Source organism: Paenibacillus sp. S150 (genome assembly GCF_019352175.1).
Taxonomy (GTDB): domain Bacteria; phylum Bacillota; class Bacilli; order Paenibacillales; family Paenibacillaceae; genus Paenibacillus_AQ.
In genome coordinates, this window is record NZ_JACBYI010000018.1 from 71058 (window position 1) to 85631 (window position 14574).

Here is a 14574-nt window from a genome sequence, read left to right on the forward strand (position 1 = left end):
CTCTACTCCTGCCCGTAAAATTGGCGTCTGTAGCCGCTTGGGGATAGTCCGGTGTATTTCTTGAACACTTTGCAAAAATAGCTGTGATCCCCATAGCCCACCATGCTGCTGATCTCGGAAATCGGCGCCTCTCCCGCCCGCAGCAGCTCCGCCGCCCTGTCCGTGCGGACCGTGTTCAGATGCTCCTTGAAGCCTTCCTGGTTATGCGCCGTGAACAGGCTGGACAAATAAGAGGGATTGAAGTGAAAATGGCGGGCCAGCTCCGTCAGGCTCAGCGGTTCGGCATAATGCTCCTCGATATATTCCAGCAGCTTCTTCATGTTGGCATGGCTGCCGGCAGCGGGGGCTGCCAAGAAGCTCTCTTCCATCACCCGGTCCAAAAAAGCATCCAGAAGCCCCGCCGCTGCCTCCGCATGCGGAGCTTCATCAATAGAGCGGAAAAGGTCATATTTCTCATCCTCCAGCGCCTTGATATGGCCGAACTGGTTGGTGACATTGAAAATAATATTGCCGAGAAAGGACTTGTACTGGAACACGTCGTTGTCATAATAAGAGCGCAGTTCGGCCACATGCCGGCGCAGCTCCGCAAATGCCTCCTCCAGCTGCAGCCGCTTGAGCTGCTCGGTGAACTGGCCCAGATTGAATTTCGGCGGCTCCGCTGCGAGCGGAGGCAATTCATCATGAACCAGCAGCACCTCGCCGGGAAAATAAAACCGGTACTGCTGCAGCTTCAAATAGCTGTCCTGATACACAGCCGCCGCCCCGCTGATCCCGCCAAAAGCTCTGCTCAGACTGAAGCGAAGCCCCGGTTCATTGCCGGCATATGTCCGGGCAAGCTCTTGGAGCGCCAGCACCGCTTCTCCCCACTGCGCGGCCTCCAGATTAATCAGCAGCAGCCGGTTCTGACCTGCTGCCGGAATAAGGAGCTGCACCATCCCCGGAAGCCTGCGGCTCAACGCTTCGGCAATTGCTGTCCGGAACGGGGGTTCCGCCGGCTGCTCCCCGTGCGGCAGCGTCCCGGCGTACCCGCACCCCAGGAAGCAAAATTGCCCGTGCGGAAATTGCTGCGCCAGGAATCCGGCATCCTCCGCCTGAAGCTCATAGCCCGAGATCAGGCGGCTCAGGAGAGATTCCGGTGACTGGCGCTGCTCCTTAAATGCCGGCTTGGCCTGAAGAGCGGGAATCCGGTCTCTCGTCTTCTGCAGGACCTGCAGCAGCGCCCCCGCCGCAAGTCTCGGCTTCAGGATATAATCGGCCACCCCGTTCTGGAACGTGGAGCGCACATAGTCGAATTCACTGAAGCTGCTCAGCACGATTACCTCCATTGCCGGATAATCCCGCTTCACAATCCGCGTCAATTCCTCCCCGTCCATGACGGGCATGACGATATCGGTGATCAGAATATGCGGCTTCAGGGTGTGGAGTGCACCCAGCGCCTCTTGCCCGTTTGAGGCCTCGCCCACGATCTGAAAGCCTTCCCGCTCCCAGTCCAGCACATACTTGATCCCCTGCCGGACCAGAATCTCATCGTCCACGATCAGCACTCTGCATAGCTCGTTCAAGTGAACCCCCGCCCTCTTTTGTTATGGCTCTGATATTCCTGCGACTTATGAAGGAATTATAAAGCGCTATCATCGGTATGGTCAAAGAATAATTTTTTCGGAAGGAGCATAGCCGGGAGCGTTTGGGGAAGGAAATGCCGAAGGACGGCGGATATATAGATGCAAGATAAAAGGTGGACCATGCGGAGACATGAAAGGTGGACCATGCGCAGACGCAAAAATACCGGCGAAGGATTCACCGGTATCTAAAGGTTATTTTTGAAGATAGATATAAAAAATAATAGATAGTTCACTTGCGTTAACTATAAAATTAATATAGCACCAAAATGTCAAGATAGCAAGCATTTTTATGGGAAGCGGAGAAAATTAATGCTTTATCCCCTCCTTGGCAGCGGTGCGGGAGCAAGGGGCGGTCTCGTCCCCTTTTATCTCATATGCAGGTTAATGTTATGATCTTCTGCACGAAGGAGGTGCACGCCGGTGCAAATTTCATTAAAAGATATACGGAAAACCTTTAAGGTCTACAAACGCCCCGAAGGAAAATGGGGGCTGCTGAAGGGTGCCTTTATGCGCAATGTGACGCATGTGGAAGCGCTGGCCGGAATCGGCTTCGACATTGCCGAGGGTGAGCTTGTCGGCTATATCGGCCCGAACGGTGCCGGCAAATCCACCACCGTTAAGGTGATGAGCGGCATTCTCACACCGGACAGCGGCGAATGCACCATTATGGGCAAGGTCCCGTGGAAAAATCGTGTGGAGCATGTGTCCAGAATCGGCGTTGTCTTCGGGCAGCGCTCCCAGCTGTGGTGGGATGTGCCGGCAGCGGATTCTTTTGACGTGCTGAAGGATATTTACGCCATTCCCCCCGGTGATTACAAGACAAGACTCACTGAGCTGACGGCAGCTCTCGGTGTGGAAGCGCTCTTAAAAACGCCGGTCAGACAGCTGTCACTGGGGCAGCGGATGCGGTGTGAGCTGGTCGCCGCCCTGCTGCACCGGCCTTCAATTCTCTTTCTGGACGAGCCGACCATAGGTCTGGATGCGGTATCCAAGCTTGCACTGCGCAGCTTTTTGAAAGAAGAAAACCGTAAATACGGAGTCACCATGGTGCTGACCACCCACGATATGGATGACATTGAGGCGCTCTGCGAGCGGGTAATGGTCATCGGCCATGGACAGCTGCTCTACGACGGGCGGCTGGGCGGCCTGCAGGAGAAATATGCGCCCGAGGTCATTATGAAGGTGAATACGGATGCCATGATCGCCGCGATGTATAATGACCTGTCGCTGGTTTAGGCCAAGGCTTCCGATGCGAGTTTTGTACGAAGCTGTAACCGGGAAGCTGTTGCTCACAAAACTAAGTAAAGGCTTCCGATGCGAGTTTTGTACGAAGCTGTAACCGGGAAGCTGTTGCTCACAAAACTTTTAGGAGGTGCAAAATGAATTTCAGGAGTACCTGCAAGGCCTGCAGCTCCCTCTTCCGCATACGCATGGCCGAGGGATTGCAGTACCGCGTGTCGGCGTTCTCCGGCGTGTTCGTCAGTGTGTTCTGGGGACTGCTGGAATGCGTCTTGTTCACCGTATTTTATACTTACAGCGATAACGGGGCTTGGAACAGCAACGGACTTGCTTTAGCGCAGACGATATCCTATGTGTGGCTCGCGCAAGGCCTGTTTGTGCTGCAGACGATGAGCATTGACAGTGAAATTATGGGTAAAATCAGAAACGGCGATGTCGGTGTGGAGCTTTGCCGCCCGCTGAATCTGTACACACACTGGTTCGTCAAAAGCTCGGCGGGCAAGCTTGGAACCTCCTGGCTCCGCAGCCTGGCCACCATCCTTGCAGGGCTCCTGATGCCTGCCGGCTACGCGCTGGACGCGCCTGCGTCCGCCCTTGGATTTGCCTGTTTCCTTCTGTCCTTAGCAATGGCCTTTGTGCTGTGCTCCGCCTTCGCCATGCTCGTGACCGCCATCCGGCTGAATATTAGCTGGGGCGAAGGGCCGACTTATATACTGTTGCTGCTCAGCGGCATATTGTCCGGCACCTACCTTCCGCTCCGCCTCTGGCCCGGCTTTATGCAAGCATTCCTCTATTTCCAGCCTTTCGGAGGGTTTGCGGATATTCCGCTGCAGCTGTATATAGGCAGTCTTACACCTTCGGACGCTCTGCCAAGCATCGGGCTGCAGATGCTCTGGAGCGCCGCTTTCATCGCCGCCGGACGGTCCATTATGAACCATAAACTACAAAGCATCATCGTGCAGGGAGGGTGAACGTATATGATCGCCGAAAGCAAAATCTATTTGAAATATTTGCGGATGCACCTGCTCTCGGGCATGGAATACAAAGGCTGGTGGCTGATGCTGATCCAGGTGCTGATCCTGGTCATCTCCGACCCGATTGCGACCGTCCTGCTCTTCTCCCGCTTCGGCAATATCGGAGAATGGACGGTCGCCCATATCATTCTGGTCTATGCGCTGGCAGTCGCTTCCTTTGGACTCGCGGAGAGTCTGTGCCGGGGCTTCGATTATTTCCCCTGGGAAATGCTGCGCTCCGGTGACTTCGACAGACTGCTGCTCCGCCCCCGCTCCCTGTTCGTCCAGGTGGCGGCTTCAAGATTTCAGCTGCACCGCCTGATGCGGCCCGTTACGGGAATCTGTGCAGTAGGCTGGGCGCTTGCGGAGCTTGGCGTTTCGCTTACCCCGGGAAAGACCGGCATTCTCGCCATGGCACTGGCTGGCGGGTCCATCATGTATTGCGGGGTATTCGTGCTTACGTCAGGACTCGCGTTTTTTACCATCAAAGGCCTGGACTGGATTTATCTCCTGACCAATGCCAGCTACCAGATCACCCGTTGCCCCGAGCCGTACATGCCGCGGGCGCTGAAAAGCATGTTCAGCTTTGTGCTGCCCATGCTGTTCATCAGCTTCTACCCTGCGGCTACCGTGTGCGGCTGGGATTACCCGCAGTGGCTGGGGTACCTTGCCCTTCCCGCCGGGGCCGCATTCCTTGGTTTTTCACTGCTGGTCTGGCGGATTGGCGTCAGGCATTATAAGAGTACGGGGAGCTGAGGGGGTTTGGAGTAAGCCCAAGTATAAGAACTTAATTCTCCCCCATCCCCTTTTCCGCCGACGTTAGCGGGAAAAAGGTTACCTAATCCATCTCATTCTGCCCCTTCTAGGGGAATACGCTTAAATTAAATTTACTTTTTCCCGCCTCCAGTATTTGCAAAAAAGAAGCGCACTCTGCAGTCCGCTTCCCTTTTGCCGCCTGCCGCCCTTCGGCTGCCTGGCAGCATACAGTCACTTCAATGTGTGTGTGAGGCGCAACGCTTCTAACTGCGAACCGGTCAGACGGCATCCGTAGAGAATCGATAAATGGTCGTCGCCCGGTATTGTTCACCGGGCCTTAGCACCGAAGAAGGGAAAGACGGCTGGTTGGGCGAATCCGGTAAATGTCTCGGTTCCAGGGTAAAGGCATCGCCCTGTCGGTACTGACGTCCGGAAGCTCCAACAAAGCTACCATCCAGGAAATTCCCAGTATAAAAGGCCAGACTAGGCTCTGTGGTCAGTACCTCCATTGATCTGCCGGAGCCCGGATCGTAAGCCCGGGCTACCGGGCTCAGTTCCCCGGAAGACTTGAATAAGTAACTATGATCGTACCCTTTGGCATGGCGGATAAGCGGATGGGACGATCTGATTCTCGCCCCGATCGTCACCGCCTGCCTGAAATCCAGCGGCGTTCCTTCCACGGACAGAATGGTTCCGGTCGGAATAAGCTCCTGATCCACCTCCAGCACCTGATCCGAATGAATCGTAAGCACATGTCCTTCAATTGAACCGTTTCCTTCACCGGCCAGATTGAAATACGAATGATTGGTCAGATTCAATACGGTGGGTTTGTCGGTCGTCGCTTCGTAATCGATACGAAGTTCATTGTCTTCTGTGAGTGAATAAGTAACTATGACCGACAAATTCCCCGGGTATCCTTCTTCACCGTCCACACTCGTATACGTGAGCCGTGCGCTTGAAGCTGAAGCTTCGACCTGCCAAATCGCTTTATCGAATCCCTTAAAACCGCCGGCCAGGCTATTCTTTCCGTTATTGGCCGACAATTGGTATTCGGTTCCATCAAGCTCGAACCGGGCATTCCTGATTCTGCCGCTGTAGCGCCCGACAATGGCTCCGAAATACGGCTGCGGCCGGGCGTAGTCCTCAAAATCCTTGAAACCAAGTACGACATTATCGTACTGTTCATGGCAATCGGGTACCTGGAGTTCAATTATGGCTCCGCCGTAATCAAGAAAGCGCAAGTACATTCCCCGTTTATTTCTAAGCTGGAATACATTCATAGAATCTCCTTCTCTTCTTATTCGATTGGCGAATTAATCCAGTCCATAAGTGCCTGATTGCCTTGCAGGTCCTTGAAAATCTGTTCTTGCTGCACGACCTCATCAATCTTGACCGAGCCTGCTCCGATCTTGCCGAGAGATTCATTCTGTTTGACGAACAAGTCTGCCGCCTTTTTCCAATAAAGCGGCGAATCGGCCGCATACACACCTTCTCCGGATTCTTCAACCGTATTGAAAACGACGAAATCGGCGATCATTTGCTTGGCATCATCCATCGTCAGGTCGGAAGATGCATTCTTCTTAACATAGTCGATCATCGGCTGAAGTGCCGCTTCCGGCTTCACCTGCAAATAGCGGGTCATGCGGTAATGCACAGCGGCCAGCCTTTCCACTACATCCTTATGATCATTCAGATAATCGGCTGTGACCGCCGTATTGCTAAACCAAAGTCCCGCGGCTCCAAGCGCTTCGTTGCCGGCTATCGCGATATATCCCGGCTGTTTCAGTATTTTCATTTGCTGCGGCAGGCTTCCCGTATACAAGTCGCCTTCTCCCCTCAGGAACGCCGTTGCCGCCTGGGCATCGTTCTGGAAATTCATGACTTTGATATCGCCGTAGCCCATGCCTACATTCTCGAGAGCCGAGCTTAACATACCGCTGAAGGACGATTCCACCATCATGAAGGTTTTGTCCTTTAATTGTTCCATTGTCGCTTTTTGAGCGGTGGCAAAATCGTTGTTGCCCTCTTCGAGAAATTGATTAAAGCTTTTTAACTCTCCTTCCCGGCCGATATAGACGAATCCCTTGAACTGGTTGTTGTTCAAGACGACACGAAGCTCGGAAGCATTGGGCAGCAGCGGTACGAACGATCCCAGCGCACCTTGGGCCACATCGATCGAGCCGTTCAGCAAAGCTTGAACCGCCTGGCTCTCGTTCGTGAACGGGATCAGCTCCAGATCGATGCCCTGTTCACGGTCGACGCCCAGCTCTTTGGCGGCGACAAAAAGCGTATAGTCGAAATAGGGCAGAACGGCTATCTTGACCTTCTGCAGCTCGGCAGCCGTCTCCCCTGCCGAATTATCTGGCGTCTGATTGCCGGAAGCCGCAGCTCCGGTAGTTTGGCTGCCCGTTGATCCGCCTTCGTTCGAATTCGTACCGCAGCCTGCAAGGACGACCATAAGTGTCAGAACGACGAGCAGGATCAACTGTACTTTTTTTACCATCTCGCTCACTCCCATTTTTTATTTAATAGTGCAGAGCACTATTCTTATGACTGCGATCGGTCCAGGCTGTAACCCGGGACTCAATAACGGCAATAATGCGGTCGACGGCCAGAGCCAGAACACTGTAAAGAATGACGATGGCGAATATTCCGCTGGTATTCAGATACTGCTGCTGCACGATCATTAAATAACCCAGACCGGTTTGGGAGCCCATGAATTCCGCAGCCACATCCAACCCGAAGGAAGTCGCCGCCGCAAGCCGAATCGCTCCTACCAAATGGGGAACTATATTCGGAAGCACAATCGTACGGAATACCGTTTTGCGGTCTGCGCCAAGCGTATAGCTCGCCTGAATATAGATGTTGGGAATATTTCGGACCGCTTCCGTCGTGGTAACGCCCATGATGACCGAGCAGCCAAGTGCGATCAAGCCGATTTGCGGGGCCAGACCAATGCCGAACCAGAGGACGAACATCGGGATCAGGGCAAATACCGGAACGGGACGCAGCAAATCGAATATGGTTTCGAAGAAGAATAGAAAGCTCTTGCTGTAGGCCATGAGGATGCTGATCGCAAAGCCGACGGCGGAACCGATCAGAAAGCCCAAAAAGATCATCGTCAGACTCGTCCCCACTGCGCTCGGCAGTGAATTCCATAGATCTCCATAGGACTGAATGACAGACTGCGGACTGGGCAGAAACAGGGGGCGAATCAAACCGAAGCGGGTGACGAGAAACCATAGAAGGATGAGCACTAAAAGTGGGATGCTTTTATACAAGAAGGTTTGATTTTTGAATTTACTGATAAGAGAAGGTGGTTTATGCGGTGTCTCGACCGTTGCTTTCGCGCTCATGCTAGTCCCTTCCCTTCGTCGATAGGAATGTAAGAATATGCTGAAGCTCTTTGCGCTTCTCCTGGAATTCTGCCGTCATCTTGACTTCCAGATTGCGGGGACGTGCGAATGCCGGTTCAATTTCGGTATGGAAATGTCCGGGGTCCGCGCCAAGTACGATAATGCGATCCGCAAGAAACAAGGCTTCTTCCAAATCATGCGTTACGAAACAGACCGTCTTTTTCGTTTCTTCCCAGATCTTGATCGTCTCCAGCTGAAGCTTTTCTTTGGTCATCGCATCCAGCATTCCGAACGGCTCGTCCATCAGCAGAATTTCCGGGTTGTTGGCTATCGCTCTGGCCATATCCACACGTTTTTTCATGCCGCCCGACAATTCCTTCGGGAGCAGGTTGTGAATGCCCGGACGCGACAGGCCGACCATCAGCAGGAATTTATCGACCATAATCCTGCGCTCCTGCTTGCCGATTTTTCGGATCTTGAGTCCGTATTCCACATTCTGCTCCACCGTCATCCAGGGAAATACCGAATCGTCCTGAAAAACGACGGCGCGGTCCGCACCCGGCTTATCGGCCGGCCGGCCGTCGATCAGCATCCGGCCTCCGGTCGGCTTCAGCAGCCCGGCGATCACGCGCAACAAGGTCGACTTGCCGCAGCCGGACGGACCGATGAATACGACGAACTCTCCCTCCTTTACCTCCAGATTGATGTCCTGCAGGGCGATCATCCGCCGGCTTCTCGATTCATAAACCATTTGAAGCTGCCGGAGAGAAATTTTGGCGGATCGACTCGATAGCTCTGTATGCCCGATGGCTTCCGTCTTATTCAATAGAACCTCCCCCTTCGCTGAATTGACCGTTCACTTCCGACTCCGTCGGAATGCCGGAACCTTTCTTGCGGATGCTCAATCCAGCGAAGGTGCAGGCAAACCGCAATGCTTCTTCAATCGTTTTGTTCCGATTCCACCGCGCATGCAGAAAGGAAATATTAAATAAATCGCCGGCTCCCACCGTATGCTCCGCCTCGATAGCGATTGCTTTCACCTCGCAGGTCAGCTCCGCACCAACGGCTGCAGCGCCTTCCTTCCCTTTTTTTATAATGAACAGCTTGCCGGCAGAAGGCTCCCGCGCGGTCGCTATCCACCTGCGAAGACGGGTTATGCCGGTTTGGAGGTCCTGCGAATCCGTGAAAGCCGCAAGCTCGTCGGTATTCATGAATACCGCATCGCACTGCAGCAGCACCTCAAGCAAGTCCGCCTTGCTCATCCAGGTCTCATCCGACCAGATCAGATCGGCCGCGATCCATCTCCCTTCCCCCCGCCACATCCTGATCAGTTCGTTCAACCGGTTCGGCGAAACCCGTGGCGGCAGGCACCATCCGGATAAAAAAACAATATTTCCCGGGGGCAGAGCAATATCCGCGAACAGCTCTTCCATCTGATTTAGCACGCCCGGATAAGTAAGGAAAAATCGTTCGCCGTCTTTTCGAATACAGGCAAAGGTCTGACTCGTCCTTTCCTTCCGGTGCTCCCGCAAACCATCCATAGAGAGATTAAGCCGTTTAAACTGCTCCTTCAGAAAGCCCCCCTCCTGGTCGGAGCCGATAAAGCCGCAGCTGACAAATGGCGCCGCTAAAGCAGCAGCCCCAATTGCCATATTGCCGATATTGCCGCCCAATTGCCGCCGTGGCTCATCGATCATGACCTCCAGTCCCCATTCCGGCAAGCGTTCCAGCTGAGGTAAAAAAATATCCAGTGTGAGATCTCCAATTCCGATTACGGTTTGAACCACTTTCCTCATTCCTTTCGCGTTACCTTATTCACCAGGCTTGGCTGTACGGTTGTCATCCCCTTAAGTATGGCGTAACTGGAGTAAATCATATGCATAACGAATGCGTACATGACGGGCTGCAGCTCCTCGCACAGTTCCGGCACATATACGGCTGGTATGCCGGCTTCTAACTGGACACGGTCGGATAGAACGGCAGCAACCGGCGTGTGATCATCATGAAGATCATTGATCAATTCAACCTTGCGCTCAAGCGTTTCGTCCAACGGTGCGAGAATCAAGACGGCTACATCGGGACGCGCCGTCAATTCAATCGTTCCATGACGGAGCGCTCCGCCTGTTACGGGAATTGACGGAACCTGAATTTCCTGAAAGTCCAGCGATGCTTGGTTGGCAATCCCCGTCAGGTAGCCCTGGGCTTCGATCAGAATCGACTGCTTGTCCAGCAGCATGGCTGCGATCCGCTCCGCATTGGACCATTGCTTCATCACATCGTTCAGAGCCGTAACGAGGGCGGCAATCCATTCGGACGGCTTCAACGCAAATTCGTAACCGAGTCCGATGCCAATAGCCAGTGCATAAGTGAGAGACAGCGTGAACGATTTGGTATTGGTAAAGGCTTCTTCGTTGGCCTCGAAGCGGCATAAATAATCCGCCCGCTGCACCAGAGGGCTGTTTGCATTTTCTGTAATCGCGATCACGGTCCTTGATGGGGCTATGGACCGGATCAGACGCAGAATTTCGGCCGATTCGCCGGACCTGCTCATAATGAACAGCGGACGCATATCCTGATGCAGCGGCAGATCGTAATCCAGCAGATCCGCGGTATTGATCAGCTGCCCCTTAAACTGTCCTCTTTTGCGAAGCCACATTTCCATGGCTTGCAGCGAATAATAGGAGGTGGCAATTCCGGTGAATACATAGCCACCGCTCAAATCTATTTTTTTGACCGTTTCAATAACCTGTTCTATCATGGCTATATGTTTATATAAATAGGCCGGCTGCTCCCTGATGTCCGCGACCAATGCATCAATGCTCATAGCCGCTCCCCCTCTCCGGCTGCTTTTCTGATTTCCGTCCGTACTGCTGCTCCGCTGCTTGCGGTGTGATCTTGCTCCGCTCCACATCCAGCATCACTTGCTGCGCAGGCCTCTCTTCGGGACGTCCGTAGCCGCCGCCGCCGCCGATTGCCATCTCGAGCAGATCTCCACGATTCACGGTGGTGCTGCCCTTAGCCGGCAAATATTCGACCGCCCCGTCGTTTCTTGTTACTTTCAGATAGGCAGTGGCTCCATCCTGTCCTCCATGCAGCCCTCTGGCCGGATATTTGAATCGGTCGGAATACACGGACATATGAACATCGTCCTCCAGGAACTCATAAGCTCTCACTGCTCCTAGTCCGCCTCTCGTCCGGCCGGCACCGCCCGAATCGGCCCGCAGCTCGTAGCGGGTTACGCGAAGGAACGGCGTGGCAATCTCCAGCGTTTCCACCGGGGTATTCTTGCAATTGCCCAGCGGATCGTCCAGTTGATCCGCCCCGTCATTATGGGGGCCGGCTCCATATCCTCCGCCGAGCTGCTCGCTGATGGCATAGAACTTGTTGCCGCGCCAGTGCATATCGAGCTCTGTGCGCTGATCGTAGCCCGGAGCGGGCACGCGGTCGGGAATTGCCTGAACGAACGCTTTCTGGATTGCCTGGAAAATGCGCATTACCAGTACATTGCGCCCTTCGACAGGAGCGAATTCAACCGGATTCACAATAGAGCCTTTGGGCGCTGTGATGGTGATCGGCCGGTATGCCCCATCATTGAACGGAATGAGCGGATCGCCCAGGATCATCTTGAGCGCCGAATAGGTACTTGATACGGTCGAAGCCCATGGAACATTGATGGCGGTCCTTACCTGTGGAGAAGACCCGGTGAAGTCGACAGCCAGAGTATCGCCTTCGACGACAAGCCGAACGCGGATTACGACAGGCTCTTCGTGAATACCGTCATCGTCCGCCTGATCTTCGCCTTCATAGACACCGTCGGGAACGAGGGCAATCGATCGTCTCATAGCCGTTTCCGTATAATCGAGGAACTGCTCGCAAATGGACAGCAGGCTCTCCTTGCCATAGCGCTGCAGCAGCTGATGCAGACGGCGGCGGCCGGTTTCATTGGCTGTGAGCTGGGCATTGATATCACCGATGGTATCGTCGGGGATACGGATATTCGCACGAATGACCTGCTCCAGCAATCCGCCGTTCCAGTCCCGTGACAGCGAGAATTTGATGGGGGTAAACCGCATTCTTTCTTCAAAAATATCCTTTGCGAACAGATTAAAGCCGGGTGAATGCCCAAGATCCACATGATGGCCCACACTGCCCGAGAAAGCGATTAACTGCTCCTCCCAGAAGATCGGTGAGAAGAGGTAAATATCCGACAGATGCTGGCCTCCATTGTATGGATCATTCAAAATGATTACATCGTCTTCTGTAAGCTGGGCCGGATCGATCTTACTCAATGCGCCGTTCAAGGCCGGACTGACGGAGTTCATATGAAGCGGAATATTTTGCGACTGCGCAATAATCCTTCCTTTGGCATCAGCCAGGAAGGTCGACGCGTCTGCTGCCTCCCGGATAACAGTTGAGTAAGCGCTTCGGAGCAGGTCCGCACTCATTTCCCGTGCAATAGCAAGAAGATTGTTCGTAGCAATGTTAAAAAGTGCCGGATCGATTCTCATGCGGGGGCCACCTCTTTTCTCAGCAATAAACTTCCGTTCTCCTGCATCACTCCCATCCAGCCGGCTGGGATGTAGCAGGTTGTCGAGCTTTCTTCCACTACCGCAGGACCTTGAATGGGCTTAGCGGCTTCAAGACCATTCCAGTTGTAGAAAAGGCAGTTTATCCACGTTCCGTTGATTAGGACTTTGTCCTCCTCCGGCGTTGCCAGCCGGGCGTCGGGACGGTAGTGCAGCCTATCGAGCCTGTCGTCCTTACGGGACACGATGGCCCGCAGGCGATAATTGACGATTTCCACCGGAATCTTCAACGAGTGGTAGCCGTATCGCTTCAGATGCACTTCATGGAATTTCCCGGCGATCTCTTCCCCGGATGTCCGCGGGTCCTCCAGATCGACCTGGAGCTCAAACGCCTGTCCCTGGTACCGGACATCGCAGCTATGCCGGAATTCGACTTCCTTGTTGTGCAGACCATAGGAGAACAGCTCGTCCATGGCGCGTTGCCGAAGCTTGCCGAACTCGCTCTCGACCACCAAACGGTCCGTCATACCGCATAAGGAAACGCGGGTTTGCACATTGTCCCGGATGATATCGGCGACGAGCAGCCCGAACGATGACAGGATGCCGGCATAGCGGGGAACCAAGACCTGATTCATCCCGATTTCTTCCGCCATACTTACGGCGTGCAGCGCTCCGCCGCCACCGAAAGCGACGAGCGTGTAATAACGCGCGTCGTAGCCCCGTTCCGTGGAGACCAGCCTTATTGCCTGAATCATATGCGCTTCAATAATGCGGACCATCGCTTCGGCCGCTTCATCGGAACTAACGCCGAGCTGGGCACCCAGATTCCTGATCGCTGTTCTGCCCGCAGTCACATCTAAGGGATAAGCTCCTCCTGCAAAATGCTGCGGTCTGATTAAGCCCCGGTACACCAGCGCATCCGTGATCGTCGGAAGCGTTCCTCCCCGTGCATAACAGGCCGGCCCGGGGTCCGCTCCCGCGCTCTTTGGCCCGACACGGAGCATATGACCGTCATCCAGCCAGGCGATACTTCCGCCGCCCGCTCCTACCGTTGCGATATCCAGCATGGGTACGGCAATGGATAGTCCGTCGATTTTGTTCTCGGTCGATACAAGGGGAATGCTCTGGTTAACCAGACACACGTCGGCGCTCGTTCCTCCGATGTCGAAAGTAATGATATCCGAAATCCCTGCCTGATTGGCCATATATACAGCTCCGGTTACTCCGGCTGCCGGACCGGATAGCAGAGTCCGCGCCACTTCGTTACGGAGAGCTTTAATCGGGATAATGCCGCCATTGGACTGGGTGATCATGATATCGCCGCTGAAGGAGCGGCGCTGAAGCTCGGATTGCAGCTTTTCGATGTAGCGGATCATGACCGGAGCGATGTAGGCACTGATGGAGGTGGTGCTCGCCCTTTCATATTCGCGGAATTGTGGAAGAATATCAGCGGAGGCAATGACCGTCGCATGCGGGAGTAAGGATTCCAGTATCCTTTTGGCCATCTGTTCATGAACGGGATTGGCATAGCTATGGAGGAAACAAATGCCTACGGCCTGAATACCTTCCGCCGCCAGCCTTGCTGCGACCTCTGCTATTTCATCCTCCCGGATCGCCGTCAGTACTTCCCCCTGGTGGGTAAGACGTTCGCGCACCGGAAAAACCATATTTCTAGGGATTACAGCCTCTGACCTCTGATAAAACAGATCGTAGATATTCTCCTTGTCGCCGCGCTGAATCTCCAGTATGTCGGCAAAGCCCTGCGTGACAAGCAGTGCCGCCTTGAATCCTTTTCTCTCCAGAACGGCATTGGTCGCCACGGTCGAGCCGTGCAGCAGTTCAACCGTGTCGCCCCAATCGGCCTGTAACTGATCGACACCACGCAGTACGCCCTGCTCGGGCGATAGCGGAGTCGACGGCACTTTCAGCGTTCTCAGGGAAGCATGCCCTTCGTTCTGCTCGAACAAAATGATATCAGTGAAGGTGCCGCCGATCTCCACCGCCAGTCTTTTTTCCGGTGTCAAAAAAATCCCTCCTTCTATTTGTTGTTATAATGTAGATA

12 protein-coding genes are annotated in these 14574 nt (G+C 54.2%); 3 read left to right on the forward strand and 9 right to left on the reverse strand.

The annotated features are described in order from the left end of the window. Window positions 1-2 precede the first annotated feature (2 nt). Window positions 3-1562 (reverse strand): response regulator transcription factor, encoded by a 1560-nt coding sequence (locus HYD27_RS17160; protein WP_219217156.1) that lies wholly within the window; start codon window positions 1560-1562, stop codon window positions 3-5. A 480-nt stretch (window positions 1563-2042) separates the two neighbouring features. Here HYD27_RS17160 and HYD27_RS17165 point away from each other — a divergent pair, with 480 nt between their 5' ends. The 3 genes from HYD27_RS17165 to HYD27_RS17175 all read left to right on the forward strand — a co-directional run bounded on the left by HYD27_RS17165 (window position 2043) and on the right by HYD27_RS17175 (window position 4630). Then, window positions 2043-2858 (forward strand): ABC transporter ATP-binding protein, encoded by an 816-nt coding sequence (locus HYD27_RS17165; RefSeq protein WP_309242082.1) that lies wholly within the window; start codon window positions 2043-2045, stop codon window positions 2856-2858. 143 nt (window positions 2859-3001) lie between these two features. Next, on the forward strand, window positions 3002-3832 hold the full coding sequence (locus HYD27_RS17170; RefSeq protein ID WP_219217157.1) for an ABC transporter permease: 831 nt from the start codon (window positions 3002-3004) through the stop codon (window positions 3830-3832). Between the two features lie 6 nt (window positions 3833-3838). Beyond that, window positions 3839-4630 carry an ABC transporter permease gene (locus HYD27_RS17175; RefSeq protein ID WP_219217158.1) on the forward strand — a complete coding sequence of 264 codons (792 nt, stop codon included), beginning with the start codon at window positions 3839-3841 and terminating at the stop codon, window positions 4628-4630. Between the two features lie 278 nt (window positions 4631-4908). Here HYD27_RS17175 and HYD27_RS17180 read toward each other — a convergent pair whose 3' ends face one another. Genes HYD27_RS17180 through HYD27_RS17215 form a run of 8 tightly spaced genes read right to left on the reverse strand, consistent with a single transcriptional unit; the run spans window position 4909 to window position 14536 of the window. Next, entirely contained in the window at window positions 4909-5931 is a 1023-nt protein-coding gene (locus tag HYD27_RS17180; protein WP_309242085.1) for an aldose epimerase family protein, read from the reverse strand. Next, complete coding sequence (locus tag HYD27_RS17185) at window positions 5928-7133, reverse strand: ABC transporter substrate-binding protein (RefSeq protein ID WP_219217160.1); 1206 nt, start codon at window positions 7131-7133, stop codon at window positions 5928-5930. Before HYD27_RS17185 ends, HYD27_RS17180 begins: the two co-directional genes overlap by 4 nt. A 22-nt stretch (window positions 7134-7155) precedes the next feature. Beyond that, on the reverse strand, window positions 7156-7986 hold the full coding sequence (locus HYD27_RS17190; protein WP_219217161.1) for an ABC transporter permease: 831 nt from the start codon (window positions 7984-7986) through the stop codon (window positions 7156-7158). 1 nt (window position 7987) lies between these two features. After that, window positions 7988-8812 carry an ABC transporter ATP-binding protein gene (locus HYD27_RS17195; RefSeq protein ID WP_228745187.1) on the reverse strand — a complete coding sequence of 275 codons (825 nt, stop codon included), beginning with the start codon at window positions 8810-8812 and terminating at the stop codon, window positions 7988-7990. Continuing rightward, window positions 8805-9773, reverse strand: a complete 969-nt coding sequence (locus HYD27_RS17200; protein ID WP_219217162.1) for a carbohydrate kinase family protein — start codon at window positions 9771-9773, stop codon at window positions 8805-8807. The genes HYD27_RS17195 and HYD27_RS17200 overlap by 8 nt, the downstream gene beginning before the upstream one ends. Before the next feature lie 5 nt (window positions 9774-9778). After that, entirely contained in the window at window positions 9779-10810 is a 1032-nt protein-coding gene (locus HYD27_RS17205; protein ID WP_219217163.1) for an SIS domain-containing protein, read from the reverse strand. Continuing rightward, on the reverse strand, window positions 10800-12494 hold the full coding sequence (locus HYD27_RS17210; protein WP_219217164.1) for a hydantoinase B/oxoprolinase family protein: 1695 nt from the start codon (window positions 12492-12494) through the stop codon (window positions 10800-10802). Before HYD27_RS17210 ends, HYD27_RS17205 begins: the two co-directional genes overlap by 11 nt. After that, entirely contained in the window at window positions 12491-14536 is a 2046-nt protein-coding gene (locus HYD27_RS17215) for a hydantoinase/oxoprolinase family protein (RefSeq protein ID WP_219217165.1), read from the reverse strand. The genes HYD27_RS17210 and HYD27_RS17215 overlap by 4 nt, the downstream gene beginning before the upstream one ends. Window positions 14537-14574: the final 38 nt, after the last annotated feature.

What these genes read in the sequence shown, in the direction of transcription:
- HYD27_RS17170 (WP_219217157.1), top strand. Translation starts at nt 3,002, where the DNA reads ATGAATTTCAGGAGTACCTGCAAGGCCTGCAGCTCCCTCTTCCGCATA.
- HYD27_RS17175 (WP_219217158.1), top strand. Translation starts at nt 3,839, where the DNA reads ATGATCGCCGAAAGCAAAATCTATTTGAAATATTTGCGGATGCACCTG.
- HYD27_RS17185 (WP_219217160.1), bottom strand. Translation starts at nt 7,133, where the DNA reads ATGGTAAAAAAAGTACAGTTGATCCTGCTCGTCGTTCTGACACTTATG.
- HYD27_RS17190 (WP_219217161.1), bottom strand. Translation starts at nt 7,986, where the DNA reads ATGAGCGCGAAAGCAACGGTCGAGACACCGCATAAACCACCTTCTCTT.
- HYD27_RS17205 (WP_219217163.1), bottom strand. Translation starts at nt 10,810, where the DNA reads ATGAGCATTGATGCATTGGTCGCGGACATCAGGGAGCAGCCGGCCTAT.
- HYD27_RS17210 (WP_219217164.1), bottom strand. Translation starts at nt 12,494, where the DNA reads ATGAGAATCGATCCGGCACTTTTTAACATTGCTACGAACAATCTTCTT.